The organism is Duganella sp. P38 (assembly GCF_050859475.1).
GTDB lineage: Bacteria > Pseudomonadota > Gammaproteobacteria > Burkholderiales > Burkholderiaceae_D > Rugamonas.
On the sequence record NZ_CP193936.1, the window covers coordinates 518,635 to 532,468 of the forward strand.

Sequence of the window (13,834 nt, forward strand, 5' to 3'; positions counted from 1 at the left end):
GCGGTGCGGCCCATGTGAGCAGTGGGCCTTCTCTTAAACCTAGAAGGAAATCCTCGTGAAACGTCATCTCGTAAGTGCATTGATGCTGAGCCTGATCGCAGGCCTGGCCGGCGCAGCGGACAGCGCCAAAAGCGCCGCACCCGCCAGCGCCAAAGTAGCAAGCAAGCCGACCTCCGGCATCGCCGTCGAATACATCGACCCGGCGGTGCGCGTGCAGGACGACCTGTTCACCCACATGAACGGCAAGTGGCTGGCCACGACCGAGATCCCGGCCGACAAATCGAGCTGGGGCTCGTTCGCCAAGCTGCGCGACGACATCCAGCCGCAACTGCGCGCCATCATCGAGGGCGCCGCCGCCAACAAGGCCGGCGGTGCGGAAGCGCAGCGCATCGGCGACTTCTACGCCAGCTTCATGGATGAAGCCAGGCTGGAGCAACTGGGCATCGCGCCGCTCAAGGCCGAGCTGGACAAGGTTGCCGCGCTGAGCGACAAGAAACAGCTGCCGGCGCTGATTTCGCACTTCAACCAGATCGGCGTGACGGCGCCGTACAACTACGGCGTCCACCAGGACAACAAGGATTCGACCAAATACGTGGCCGACATCTACCAGGACGGCCTGGGCCTGCCGGACCGCGACTACTACCTGAAAGCGGACGACAAGAAGCTGGCCGAAACGCTGGCCAAGTACGAGCAGCACGTCGGCAAAATGCTGACCCTGGCCGGCGACAAGCAGGGCGCCGCCACCGCGCAGACCGTGGTCGCGTTCGAAAAAGAACTGGCCAAGCTGCAATGGACGAAGGTCGAGCTGCGCGACCCGATCAAGGCCTACAACAAGGTCGACATCGCCAAGCTGGGCGAAGTGGCGCCAGGCTACGACTGGAACGCCTACCTGAAAGACGCCGGCGTTGCAGGCAAGGTCAGCTACGTCATCGTCAGCCAGCCGAGCTACCTGAAGGGCATGACCGCGCTGCTCGACAGCACGCCGCTGGCGACGCTCAAGGCCTACTTCCAATGGCAGGTGGTGCGCGCGCACGCACCGTACCTGAGCAAAGCCTTCGTCGACGAAAACTTCGCCTTCTACGGCACCGTGCTGAGTGGCGTGACCGAACAGCGTCCACGCTGGAAGCGCGGCGTCTCGGTGACCGAAGGCGCGCTGGGCGAAGCCGTCGGCAAGCTGTACGTGGCGGAGCACTTCCCGGCCGAGCGCAAGGCGCGCATGGAAGAACTGGTGAAGAACCTGCTGGCCGCGTACAAAACCAGCATCGACAAGCTGGACTGGATGACGCCGGTGACCAAGAAGCAGGCGCAGGCCAAGCTGGCCAAGTTCACCTACAAGATCGGCTACCCGAACAAATGGCGCGACTACAGCGCGCTGCAGATCAGCAAGGAAGACCTGGTTGGCAACGTCATCCGTTCGCGCCAGTTCGACTACAACAAGGAGCTGAACAAGCTGGGCAAACCGATCGACCGCGACGAATGGGGCATGACGCCGCAGACCGTCAACGCCTACTACAACCCGGAGATGAACGAAATCGTCTTCCCGGCAGCGATCCTGCAGGCGCCGTTCTTTGACGCCGACGCCGACGACGCGGTCAACTACGGCGCCATCGGCGGCGTGATCGGCCACGAAATCAGCCACGGCTTCGACGACCAGGGCGCGCAGTACGACGGCGACGGCAACCTGCGTGACTGGTGGACGGCGGCCGACCACAAAGCCTTCTCGGCCAAGACCAAGATGCTGGTCGAGCAGTACAACCAGTTCAGCCCGCTGCCAGGCTACCACGTCAACGGCGAACTGACGCTGGGCGAGAACATCGCCGACAACAGTGGCGTAGCGATCGCCTACAAGGCCTACAAGCTATCGCTCAAAGGCAAGAAAGCACCGGTAATCGACGGCCTGACGGGCGACCAGCGCTTCTACATGGGCTTTGCGCAGGTCTGGCGTATGAAGATGCGGGAAGCGGCGCAGATCCAGCAGATCAAAACCGACCCGCACTCGCCGGGCCAATACCGCGCCAACGGCCCGATGCGCAACCAGCCCGGCTTCTACGACGCCTTCGGTGTCAAGCCAGGCGACAAGATGTACCTGCCGCCCAAGGACCGCGTAATCATGTGGTAACGCGGTAACCTGTAGCCAATTCGGGGTCAGGTCTGACATTCGCACACGAGCTCAACTGCTATGCAGTTGAGCTCGTGTGCGAATGTCAGACCTGACCCCGGTTATACTATGGCTTCCGATTTTTGAAGTTTGCCTGCCATGCGTTTGCGTTACACCATTCCTTTCGCGCTGCTGCTGAGTGCTTGCGGCGATTCTTATACGCCTGTCGATGTGTATATGGCGAAGACGCCGGAGTGCAGGGAGTGGCAGGAGGGCTCGCGCTTCGAGCTGCCGCGCGGGATGAGCATTTCAACCACGCCGCCGGTGACGCTGCCCGATGGCGGCGCCGAGTTTACGTTTGTCTACCTGGTGCCGCGCGGCGAACGGGCCATGTTCCTGACCCGCGATTACAACGTGACCGCGCCGAAAGGCCCGGTCATCGCCAAGGCCGAGCTGGTGACGTTCTATCAGCGCACCACCAATTCGCCCGCCGAAATCGTCGAGGCGATTCCGAAAGTGCCCGATATGCTGATCGCCGGCGCCACCGGCGCCGAAACCATCTGGCGCGTGCGCCTGCGCGTAACGCAGAAACTGCCGGACCGCTTCGATGTGGTGCCGCCGGCCTTCGAGATCGCGCTGAACAAATATCCGGTGCGCACTTTCACCTACCGCTATTTCCCGGACCGCAAAGCCTACGGTCTGTGCAGCTAATAAAAAACCGGCCATGACAGGCCGGTTTTTCATTGCGCGCCGCGCGCTTACTTTTGCGGCTCCGAGGCGGCCGCCGCCGCGGCAGCCGGCGCCGGCACTTCCGGCTCCTTGAACTTGCCGCCCGAGGCGTTGGCCATATAGACCACGGCGCGCGCCACTTCGACATCGTCCAGGTCCGGGTTGCCGCCCTTGGCAGGCATCGCGCGCAGGCCTTCGATGGCGTGCTTGAGCACGGTGTCGTAGCCTTGCGCCAGGCGGCCGCTCCACGAGCCGGCGTCGCCGAACTTCGGTGCGCCCGCCGCGCCGGTGCCATGGCAGGCCGCGCAGGTGACGTTGTAGATGGCTTCGCCGGTTTGCAGCACTTTCGGGCCGCTGGCGTCTTTCAGCGTGTAGCCTTCGTCGGCGACCGGCGCGATGCGGGCGGCGATGGCCTCCGGCTCCTGGCTGCCGGAACCGGCGCCGGTGAGCTTGTCGGTGGTGACAAATTTGACTAGCAGGACGATGCCGAAGATAACCACGACGAAGAAGCCGATGACGGCGACGACGAGTTGTTTGGGCGTGCGGATTGCGGATTCGTGTTCGTTGTGTGCGTCGCTCATGATTTCCTTAAGAGACTGATTTCAAGCCGGGTGGCGCGAAGAGTTGATAGCAGCTGCCTTGTAAAAACCTTCACCAAACGGCTGATTATAGACACAATAAATCCGCGAGGGAAACGCAAACTTGTTGAAAACGACACTCCCCATGGACGGCGCGCGATAAAAACGGTATCCTACGGCACGCCTTCGCGTATCCCCCTGTCGCGGCTGTAGCTCAGTGGATAGAGTATTGGCCTCCGAAGCCAAGGGTCACTGGTTCGATCCCAGTCAGCCGCACCAAGTTTCTTCATCAAATCAATCGCTTAGCTGATTTTGCATGCTGCATTGCAGCGCAATGCGGCTTTTGCCGCGCGTTTTGCGTTGTGCCAAAACTGTGCCGAATTTTTCTACAACATTTTTGACTTGCATCAAAAAAGCCGGAGATACTGCTGTCGGCCTTTGATCAGCATGTTGATTGCTAGCCGATTCGTGGCCGTGGTCTACTAATGCGCATGAATATCTCTGCGAAATGCGCCTGGGCGCTGGTGCTGGCATTGGCAGGCGGCGCGCCGCTGGCGGCGCCGATCGACCGGCAGGCGTTGGTGGTGCGCCATAATCCGCAACTGGCAGCGATCGACCCGTGGGCGCCGTTGAGCGTTGGCAATGGCCAGTTCTGCTTTACGGCCGATGTCACCGGCTTGCAGACCTTCCCCGAGCATTACCGCGCCAGGGGCATTGCGCTGGAGACACAGGCGCGCTGGTCGTGGCACGAAGACCCCAATCCGGATAATTACAAGCTGTCCGACGCCAACCGCGACTATACGGCGCATGGCAGGACGGTCGGCTATCCGACGCAGGCGACCAGTCCTGCCGGCCTGTGGCTGCGTGCGAACCCACATGCGTGGCCGCTGGGGCAGTTGGCCTGCGGCGCGGCGATGGTTCGGCGCTGGCGCTGGCCGATATCCGCAATGTCGATCAGAAGCTCGATATGTGGCGGGGTGTGCTGACCAGCCGCTACACGGTGGACGGTGAGCCGGTCAGCGTGGTCACGGCGGTGAGCCCGGCGCGGGATGCGCTGGCGGTGCGCATCCAGTCGCCGTTGCTGGCTAGCGGCAAGCTGGCGGTGCGGCTGGCGCTGCCACGCGGCTACGATTTGAGCGTGAAGCACAATCCGCCGCTGGACTGGTCGCAGCCGGCGTCGCACCGCACCCGCATCGTCGCGCAGGATCAGCGTGCGCTGGTGCTGGAGCATACGCGCGACAAGGCGCGCTATGCGATGGCTGTGCAGGCCGCCACACCGCTGCGCGTGGCGCACACAGCGCCCCACACTTTCCACCTTGCACCGGCCAGCGGCGAGACGCTCGACTTCACCTTGAGCTATGCGCCTGACGCCGGCGCGTTGCAAGCGGCAAGCGCGGCCGCCCGCGCGGCGAGCGCCGGGGTCATCGCGCAGAGCGAGGCGCACTGGCAAGCGTTCTGGCGCAGCGGCGCGGCGCTGGATTTCACTGGCAGCAGCGATCCGCGCGCAGCCGAGCTGGAACGCCGCGTGGTGCTGTCGCAGTACCTGACCGCGATCCAGTTCGGCGGCGACTTCCCGCCGCAGGAAAGCGGATTGACCACCACCACCTGGTTCGGCAAGCACCACACGGAAATGCTGTGGTGGCACACCGCGCACTTCGCGCTGTGGGGCCGTCCGCGCTATCTGGAAAATGCCTTGCGCTGGTATCAGAAGACGCTGCCTGTGGCGCGCGAGATCGCCGCGTCGCGCGGCCTGCAAGGCGCGCGCTGGCCGAAGATGACCGGGCCTTGGGGCCGCGAAAGCCCCGGCGGCAATCCGCTGATCGTCTGGAACCAGCCGCACATGATCCATCTGGCCGAGCTGCTGTACCGTGGCGCGCCGACCCGCGCCACGCTGGACCGCTACAGCGAACTGGTGTTCGCCACCGCCGACGCCATGTCGTCGATGTTGCACCGGGACGGCCAGCGCTACGTGCTGGGGCCGCCGCTGTGGATTGCGCAGGAAATCTACGATCAGTCCACCAGCATGAATCCCAGCTACGAACTGAGTTATTGGGCCACCGGCCTGACGCTGGCGCAGCAATGGCGCAAGCGGCTCGGCCTGGCGCCGAACGCCGCGTGGGACCAGCAACTGGCCAGGCTGTCCGCGCTGCCGCACAAGGACGGCAAGTATGTCGCCCTCGAATCCACGCCGGACACCTGGGACAACGTCGCCAGCCGCCACGATCATCCCTCGTTCCTGATGGCGCTCGGCCAGCTGCCCGGCGCCGGTGTCGACCGCGTCGTCATGCGCCGCACGCTGGACGCCGTGCTGCGCGACTGGGACTTCCACACCAAAATCTGGGGCTGGGATTATCCGATGATCGCCATGACGGCGGCCCGTCTCGATGCCACGCAACAGGCGGTCGATGTATTGTTGAAGACAGACGGCCCCAACAACAGCTACACTGCCGCAGGACACAACCCGAACACCGGGCTGCCGGTCTACCTGCCCGGCAACGGCGCGCTGCTGGCTGCCGTCGCGCTGATGGCGGGCGGCTGGGATGGCGCGCCGGCGCGGCCCGCGCCGGGCTTTCCGCAGCAGGGCTGGACGGTGCGGGCGGAAGGTTTTCAACCATTGCCATGAGGAGCTATTTTGCGTGAACCAGTTTTCAATCCGCGCCGCCGCCGGCTGGTGCGTAGCGGCGCTGGCGTGATGGCCGGCATGGGCCTGCCGCTGGGCGTGGCGCGCGCCGCCGTCGCCGCCGCGCGCGATCCGTGGGCCGAAGCGGAGGCGATCAGCGCCCGCTGCAAACAGCCGATCGCTTTCCGCCAGCAGGATTTCGTCATCACCGCCTACGGCGCCAGGCCATGCGAGGTCGGCCAGGTCGATGGGCTGGTCGAATACCGCAAGGAAGGCAAGGTCAACGCGCCCAAGGCCGGCGCACCCGACAGCTATGGCGCCATCAGGGCCGCCATCGACGCCTGCCATGCGGCCGGCGGCGGCAGGGTGGTGATCCCGGCCGGGAACTGGCTCAGCTGCGGCCCGCTGGTGCTGCGCTCCAACGTCCACGTGCACCTGGCCGCCGGCGCGCACCTGTACTTCAACAACAACCCGCTCGACTACGCGCGCGACGGCGACATCGATTGCGGCCCGAACGGCAAACTGGTCATCTCGCGCTGGCAGAGCAACGATTGCCTGAACTACTCGCCGCTGGTCTACGCCTACGGCCAGGAGAACATCGCGCTGACCGGCGACGAGGGCAGCGTGATCGATGGCATGGGCGGCGTGCCGTTCAAGGACAGCAAGGATTGCTGGTGGGGCTGGGCCGGCCGCAAGCTGCCCGGCGCCCCGGCCGGTGACGTGCAAAGCGCGATCAATCCGCGCAACCCGGAGACGCTGGACGTGCTGGCGCCATCGCTGGACCCGGCGCTGCGCCGGCAGATCGAGGGCGGCCGCGCGACGTGGCGTTCCGACCATTACTTCCTGCCGGCCTTGTCGGAAGCCGGTGTGCCGGTGGCGCGGCGCGTGTTCGGCATCGGCCACTTCCTGCGGCCGTGCATGGTGCAGTTCATCGGCTGCACCAATGTGCTGTTGCAGGGCTACCGCGTCGAAGGCGCGCCGTTCTGGCTGCATCACCCGGTCAATTGCCGCAACGTCTGGTTCCGCAATGTGCAGATGGACAGCATGGGGCCCAACAGCGATGGCTTCGATCCCGACGGCTGCGACCATGTGCTGGTCGAAGGCTGTACCTTCAACACCGGCGACGACTGCATCGCCATCAAGTCCGGCAAGAACCTCGATACCAGGTTCGGCCCGAGCCGCAACATCGTGATCCAGGATTGCGTGATGAACAGCGGCCACGGCGGCGTGACGCTGGGCAGCGAGATGGCGGCCGGCATCGAGAACGTGTATGTGCAGAACATCGAGTTCCGCAATGTGCACTGGGCCAGCAATCCGCTGTGGTCGGCGATCCGGCTGAAGACCAATATGAACCGCGGCGGCTACCTGCGCCACCTGTACGCGCGCAAGCTGACGCTGCCGAACGGCGTGAAGACGCAGCCGATGTTCAGCAAGCGCCTGCCGGATTCCGAGGTCGGGCCGGACACCGCGTCGGCCGGCGGCGGCGCGGTGATCGTGTTCGATTGCGATTACGCGCCGGCCGATGACGTCATGCGCATCCGTCCGCCGCAGGTGTCGGACGTGCACATCAGCGGCATCCGCGCCGGCAATGTGCAATTCGGCGCCGGGCAACACTCGTGCTACCAGGCGTTCGTGCTGCTGGGGCCGCTGGCGACCAGCTACAACGGCGACGGCGGCAAGGCGATCATGCCGATCACCAATGTCAGCATCAGCGACAGCGATTTCGGCGCGCCGTCCAACACGCGGCAGCCGTGGTTCATCCACAATGTCGCGGGGCTGAAGCTGAGCGACGTGCGCATCGCCGGCAAGACGTACAACACGACGCTGTCACGCTAGCGCGGCCGGGATCAGGCGCTGCGCGATAACGGCTTCGATCGCGGCGGCGGCGCGCAGCAGCGCCGCGTCGCTGCCGGGGGCGGCGTACAGCGTCACGCCGAACGGCTGTCCCTCGGCATCGGCGCCGACAGGCAGCGCCACCACCGGCGCGCCGGCCTTGCCGGTACATTTGGCTGCGGCCGCCATGGGCGACAACAAGATGTCGACATCCCCCGCTTGCAGCGCGCCGATGATGCCGGCGTTGAGGCTCAGTACGATATCGCGCCGGCGGTCGGCCGCGTAGCCGTCCGCCGACATGCCGCCGCTGGCATCGGCCGCTTCCAGCAGCGATTGACCGTAGGGGATTGCTTGCGGATGCGCGCGGTTCCATTCGATGAGATCGGCCATCGAGCCGATGCCGCATGGCTGCAGCGCCGACAGCAGCTGGTTGAGGCTGTCCTTGAATTCGCTGCGGAAAACGCTGGAGCGCACTTCATGCAATTGCTCCGCGCCCGGCAGGTCGCAGGGATCGACTATCGTGGCGCCGGCGCTGGCGAGCGCGGCGAGCGCCTGATCGAATGCGCGCTGGCGCGGCACGGTGAGCACATTATCGGCGATCCATTTGCGCGGAATGCCGATCCGCAGGCGCTGCAGCGATTCGGGGAAGGCCGGGCGTTGCGCGAAAACCGTTAAGGTCGCCGCGTCCTGCGGATCGGGCCCGGCAATGGCGGCGTAGACCAGCGCGGCGTCATCGACCGTGAGCGTGATGGGGCCGGGCGTATCCTGGCTGGGCACCAGCGGAATGATGCCGTGGCGGCTGACGCGCCCCACGCTGGGCTTGAAGCCGACCACCGACGTGTGGAGGGCCGGCGCCTGGATGGAGTTCTGCGTTTCGGTGCCAATGGCGAAGGCGCAGAAGCCGGCGGCGACTGCCGCGGCGGCGCCGACGCTGGAGCCAAGTCCGCGGCCATAGGCGAAACCCAGCGGGCTGCGCACCACGCCGCCGACGCCACTGAATTCGGACGGCATGGTGTCGGCGACGAAATCCGCAAATTCGGTCAGGTTGGTTTTGCCGAGCAGTACCGCGCCGGCTTCGCGCAGCCGCCGTACCACGGTGGCCTCGTAGGGCGCGACGAATTGTTCCAGCGCCTTGCAGCCGGCCGAGGTCGGCATGCCGTCGGCGGTGAAGACATTATCCTTGAGCAGGTAGGGCACGCCGTGCAGCGGTCCGCGTCTGTTGCCGGCGGCCATATCCGCGTCCGCGCGGGCCGCTTGTCCGAGCGCCAACGGCGCGATGCTGCGCACGCAATTGAGGCCGCTGTCGCCGCCGTTGAATTGCGCGATACGGTCCAAATACCACTGTGTAGCTTGCAGCGAGGTGATCTCACCGGCGGCGATGGCTGCGCCCAGGGAGCGCGCGGTGCCGGTTAAAAGCATGGTTGGGATGACGGTCATGATGATGGCTGTTGTCGGAGTGCATCGTTGCAAAAAAAGATGCTAACAGTAAGCCGTGCACGCTTATATCGGTATCCGCGCGTCCACGTCTTCTGCAGATGGCGCGGCCACCGTAACGTGGTAGCCAGCCCCGGCTTTCATAAGTACGCTAACGAACATAGGCTGCGCGTTGTGCTGTTGATGCCGGCTGCGGAGTGATAGAATCGTCGCTCCCCCTCTATAAAGTGAAGCCGCACAATGCAGGAGCCCGTCACGCTGGACAATTGTGCGGATGAACCCATCCACATCCCCGGCAGCATACAGCCGCACGGGGCGCTGCTGGCTTTCGATGCCGAAGGCATTTTGTTGGGCTGGAGCGACAATGCGGCGCGGTTGCTCGATCTGAAACTCGTGCTGAACACACCGCTGGCCGCGCTGCCGCTGCCGGCTGAGGTGCACGCCGCCGCCAGCGAGTGCCTGGACAGCGTGGAAGATGGCGAGGCCCCTGCCACCGCGCTGGAGGTGACCATCGGCGCGGTGCAGTTCGACTGCATCGCGCACGTCTATCACACCCGCCTGCTGATCGAGTTCGAGCGCCGCGACACGCCGAGCGACACCGTGGCCGCCTTCGCGCTGAAGGCGCACGCCGCCATCGACCGCCTGAAGCGGCAGAAGTCCATCGACGCGCTGCTGCAACTGGCCACCGAGCAGGTGCGCGCCATCACCGGCTTCGACCGCGTGATGGCCTACCGCTTCCACCAGGACGACAGCGGCGACGTCACCGCCGAGTCGCGCCGCGCCGACCTGGCGCCGTACCTGGGGCGCCGTTACCCGGCCAGCGATATTCCGGCGCAGGCGCGCCGGCTGTACATCATCAACACGCTGCGGCTGATCGCCGACGTCAACTACACGCCGTCGGCGCTGGTCGGGCGCGGGGGCGATGCGCCGCTGGACCTGAGCCACAGCGTGCTGCGCAGCGTGTCGCCGATCCACATCGAGTATTTGCAGAACATGGGCGTGGGCGCGTCGATGAGCGTGTCGATCGTGGTGGCCGGGCGGCTGTGGGGCTTGCTGGCCTGTCACCACATGGCGCCGTTGCAGGTGCCGTATTCGGTGCGCATGGCAGCCGACGTGATGGCGCAGGTGATCGCCTCGCTGGTGCAGTCGATGGAGGCGCGCGCCAACGCCGCGCTGGTCGAGCAGTCGGCCGAGGTGCGCACGCGCGTGATGGAAACGCTGCTGCACCATGACGAGCCGGCCCGCGCGCTGCTCGAACACGCGCCCGCCCTGTGCCAGTCGCTGCAGGCCGAGGCCCTGATCGTGACCCAGTACGGCAAGGTCATGGTGCACGGCGATATCGACGCCGAGCTGGCCGCGCGGATCGTGGCCTCGCTGCCGGCCGATGGCCACGACCTGGTCGAACGCAGCGCCGTCGCCGGCTGGCCGGCGGCGCTGCGGCCGGCGCTGGCGCCGTGGGCCGGCCTGCTGGCGCTGCGCCGCGAACAGATCCACACCATCCGCTGGGCCGGCCGGCCGGACAAGGTGGTGCGCATCGGTCCGACGGGGCCGCGCCTGACGCCGCGCGGCTCGTTCGACGAGTGGCGCGAGATGGTGCGCGAGCGCGCCGTGCCGTGGCAGGCGGCCGAACGGCTGGCGGCCAGCCAGCTGCTGGGCGAGATGCACCGCGCCAGCGTCGCCAAGCACGTGGAAATCGACCGCGCCCGCGCGCAGCTGCTGGCGATGCTGGGGCACGACCTGCGCGGCCCGCTGCATTCGATCAATATGGCGGCCACCGTGCTGCAACACGGCGGCGCCGCCAGCACCATGAGCACGCGCATCCAGGCCTCGAGCGGGCGCATGGAGCGCCTGATCAGCCAGGTGCTGGACATGAGCCGCATCAACGGCGGCCTCGGGCTGGGCCTGACGCGCAGCGAGGTCGACCTGGTGCCGCTGTTGCAGGATTTGCTGGACGAGGTGCGCACCGCCCACGCCGGGCTGCGCATCGACGCCAGCATGCCGGCCTCGCTGCGGACCGATATCGACGGCGACCGCATGATGCAGGTCGTGAGCAACCTGGTCAGCAACGCCCGCCACCACGGCGATCATGGCGAGCCGATCGAGGTATCGCTGGCCGAACACGACGGCGGCGTCCTGCTGGAGGTGCGCAATGTGGCGCCGGCGATCCCGCCCGAGCTGCTGTCCACGCTGTACAGCCCGCTCAAGCATGCGTCGGTCGGCAATGTGCGCAATCGCGGCGGCCTCGGCCTCGGCTTGCATATTGCGCAAGAGATCGTCCAGCAGCACGGCGGCGAGCTCGTCTACCGCTACCAGGCGCCGCAAGTTGTCTTCGCTGTAACGTTGCCGCGCGCGTGAGGCTGTACACTTCCACAACAATGTGGAGTTTCTGTGAAGAATCACCGCAGTTTGCCGCCGCACGCTTGAAGCCCACCCGGCATCGTGGCTAAATGGCCCGATGGTCAAGATCGGTATTACTGCCCGGCTGTTTCTGTCGCTGCTGATCGTCAGTGTGCTGACGGCGGTGGGCGTCGGCGTCGGCACGCGCTGGAGCTTCAAGCGCGGCTTCCAGGGCTATCTGAACGAGGTCGAGGCGCGCCGCATGGAGGCCATGGCCTACGAGTTCGCCCAGGCCTACCAGCAGCACGGCAACTGGGACTTCATCCGCAACAACCGCGCCGCGTGGGAGCGCTATACCGGCGCCATCGGCCGCGAACGGGCCACCTCGCCGCGCCCCGGCGGCGATTCGATCTACTACGCCGTGCCCGACAAGGCGCCGCGCCGCCTCGGCCTGTACGACAGCGCCGGCAATCACCTGGCCGGCAACCTGCAAACCGGCGACGACCTGCGCTACCAGCCGGTGCTGGTCGGCGGCGTCGCGGTCGGCACGCTGGCCGGCGCGCCGCTGCGCGGCCTGCAGGAGGAGGCCGAGCAAACCTTCCAGGTGCAGCAGCAGCGCGATAGCCTGTTCATTGTGTTGTTCACCTTGGTGCTGGCCGCGCTGGCGGCGATCCTGCTGGCGCGCCACTTCGTCGCGCCGACGCGGCGCCTGATCGCGGCCGCGTCCAAGGTGGCCGAGGGCGATTACGGCGTGCGCGTGCCGCACGCGCAGCGCGACGAGCTGGGCACGCTGGCGCGCAACTTCAACCTGATGGTGGCCACGCTGGAGAGCAACGAGGCGCTGCGCCGCCACTTCATGGCCGATATCTCGCACGAGCTGCGCACGCCGCTGTCGGTGCTGCAGGCGCAGCTGGAGGCGATGGAGGACGGCATCGAGCCGATCGACAACGACAGCCTGAAGGCGTTGATGGACGAGGTGGCCACGCTGAGCCGGCTGGTGGAGGACATGCGCCAGATCACGCTGTCCGAAGTCGGCGCCTTCGACTACCGCCGCGAGCCGCTGGACCTGGCCGCGCTGCTGCGCACGGAAATCCAGCGCTGGGGCGAGCCGCTGGCGCAAGCGGGCATGGAGATCATCGTCGACAGCGCGCCGGTGATGATCGTCGACGGCGACACCATCCGCCTGCGCCAGCTGCTGCGCAACCTGTTCAACAACACGCTGCGCCACGCCGACGGCGCCACGCAGCTGGGCGTCAGCCTGCACACCTTGCGCGGCCAGGCGGTGCTGACCCTGTCCGACAATGGCGTCGGCGTCAGCGACGCCGGCCTGCCGATGCTGTTCGAGCGCTTCTGGCGCGGCGACCGCGCGCGCAGCCGCGCCACCGGCGGCAGCGGCCTCGGCCTGTCGATCTGCCGCAGCATCGTCGAGGCGCACGGCGGCAGCATCGCCGCCTCGCACACCCACACCGCCGTGCCGCGCGGCCTGTCGATCCGCATCACCTTGCCGCTGGCCGGAGAGAGCGCATGAACATGCCGCACGTGCTGGTGGTGGAGGATGAACAGCGGCTGGCGCGCCTGCTGGTCAGCTATTTGCAGGCGGCCGGCTACCGCGCCAGCGCCCAGCACGACGGCCTGTCGGTGCAGGCCACGGTGGCGGCCGGCGATGTCGACCTGATCCTGCTGGACTGGATGCTGCCGGGCATGGACGGCCTGAGCCTGTGCCGCGCGCTGCGCGCCAGCAGCGATATTCCGATCATCATGATGACCGCGCGCGCGCAGGAAGAGGACCGCCTCGACGGCCTCGACAGCGGCGCCGACGATTACGTCTGCAAGCCCTTCAGCCCGCGCGAGGTGGTGGCGCGCGTGCGCGCGGTGCTGCGCCGCCGCCCGGCGGGCACGCCGCAGCCGGGCTTGCAGATCGACGAGCAGGGCATGCGCGCCTTCGTGCACGGCAGGGAGCTGGCGCTGACGCCGGTGGAGTTGCGCCTGCTGAAGCGATTGCGCGAAGCGCCCGGCAAGGCCTTGTCACGCGATGACTTGCGCAGCTGGGTGTATGAGGACCGGCGCATCGTGCACGACCGCACGATCGACACGCATGTGAAAAACCTGCGCCGGAAACTGGAAGAAGCCGGCCTGGCCGAAGCCATTTCGGCCGTCTACGGGGTCGGTTATCGATGGGAAGCGCGCAGCGCGCAGCAACCCTGA

10 protein-coding genes and 1 tRNA gene are annotated in these 13,834 nt (G+C 66.5%); 9 read left to right on the forward strand and 2 right to left on the reverse strand.

Going from position 1 to position 13,834, the window contains the following annotated elements; all coding sequences use genetic code 11:
- Positions 1–82: 82 nt before the first annotated feature.
- Entirely contained in the window at positions 83–2,119 is a 2,037-nt protein-coding gene (locus ACRQ5J_RS02375; protein ID WP_432383571.1) for a M13 family metallopeptidase, read from the forward strand.
- Between the two features lie 138 nt (positions 2,120–2,257).
- The gene (locus ACRQ5J_RS02380) at positions 2,258–2,809 is read left to right on the forward strand and encodes a hypothetical protein (protein ID WP_432380981.1); all 552 of its coding nucleotides are present in this window, start codon (positions 2,258–2,260) and stop codon (positions 2,807–2,809) included.
- 47 nt (positions 2,810–2,856) lie between these two features.
- Here the strand turns inward: ACRQ5J_RS02380 and ACRQ5J_RS02385 are convergent, their stop codons facing one another.
- Positions 2,857–3,408, reverse strand: a complete 552-nt coding sequence (locus ACRQ5J_RS02385) for a c-type cytochrome (RefSeq protein ID WP_432380982.1) — start codon at positions 3,406–3,408, stop codon at positions 2,857–2,859.
- Positions 3,409–3,608: 200 nt separating this feature from the next.
- Here ACRQ5J_RS02385 and ACRQ5J_RS02390 point away from each other — a divergent pair.
- The 4 genes from ACRQ5J_RS02390 (at position 3,609) to ACRQ5J_RS02405 (ending at position 7,861) form a co-directional block, all read left to right on the forward strand.
- Positions 3,609–3,684, forward strand: a tRNA-Arg gene (locus ACRQ5J_RS02390).
- 212 nt (positions 3,685–3,896) lie between these two features.
- Complete coding sequence (locus tag ACRQ5J_RS02395; RefSeq protein ID WP_432380983.1) at positions 3,897–4,391, forward strand: hypothetical protein; 495 nt, start codon at positions 3,897–3,899, stop codon at positions 4,389–4,391.
- Positions 4,286–6,028, forward strand: coding sequence for a hypothetical protein (locus tag ACRQ5J_RS02400; protein ID WP_432380984.1), 1,743 nt, complete (start codon positions 4,286–4,288; stop codon positions 6,026–6,028). The genes ACRQ5J_RS02395 and ACRQ5J_RS02400 overlap by 106 nt, the downstream gene beginning before the upstream one ends.
- Positions 6,029–6,037: 9 nt before the next feature.
- Entirely contained in the window at positions 6,038–7,861 is a 1,824-nt protein-coding gene (locus ACRQ5J_RS02405) for a glycoside hydrolase family 28 protein (RefSeq protein ID WP_432380985.1), read from the forward strand.
- Here the strand turns inward: ACRQ5J_RS02405 and ACRQ5J_RS02410 are convergent.
- On the reverse strand, positions 7,853–9,295 hold the full coding sequence (locus ACRQ5J_RS02410) for an amidase family protein (RefSeq protein WP_432380986.1): 1,443 nt from the start codon (positions 9,293–9,295) through the stop codon (positions 7,853–7,855). The two genes, ACRQ5J_RS02405 and ACRQ5J_RS02410, sit on opposite strands and share 9 nt — an antisense overlap.
- Positions 9,296–9,532: 237 nt before the next feature.
- Between ACRQ5J_RS02410 and ACRQ5J_RS02415 the strand changes: the two genes are divergently transcribed.
- The 3 genes from ACRQ5J_RS02415 to ACRQ5J_RS02425 all read left to right on the forward strand — a co-directional run bounded on the left by ACRQ5J_RS02415 (position 9,533) and on the right by ACRQ5J_RS02425 (position 13,834).
- Positions 9,533–11,647 (forward strand): ATP-binding protein, encoded by a 2,115-nt coding sequence (locus ACRQ5J_RS02415; protein ID WP_432380987.1) that lies wholly within the window; start codon positions 9,533–9,535, stop codon positions 11,645–11,647.
- Between the two features lie 100 nt (positions 11,648–11,747).
- A complete protein-coding gene (locus ACRQ5J_RS02420) occupies positions 11,748–13,157 on the forward strand; it encodes an ATP-binding protein (RefSeq protein WP_432380988.1) in 1,410 nt (469 codons plus the stop codon).
- The gene (locus ACRQ5J_RS02425) at positions 13,154–13,834 is read left to right on the forward strand and encodes a response regulator (RefSeq protein ID WP_432380989.1); all 681 of its coding nucleotides are present in this window, start codon (positions 13,154–13,156) and stop codon (positions 13,832–13,834) included. Before ACRQ5J_RS02420 ends, ACRQ5J_RS02425 begins: the two co-directional genes overlap by 4 nt.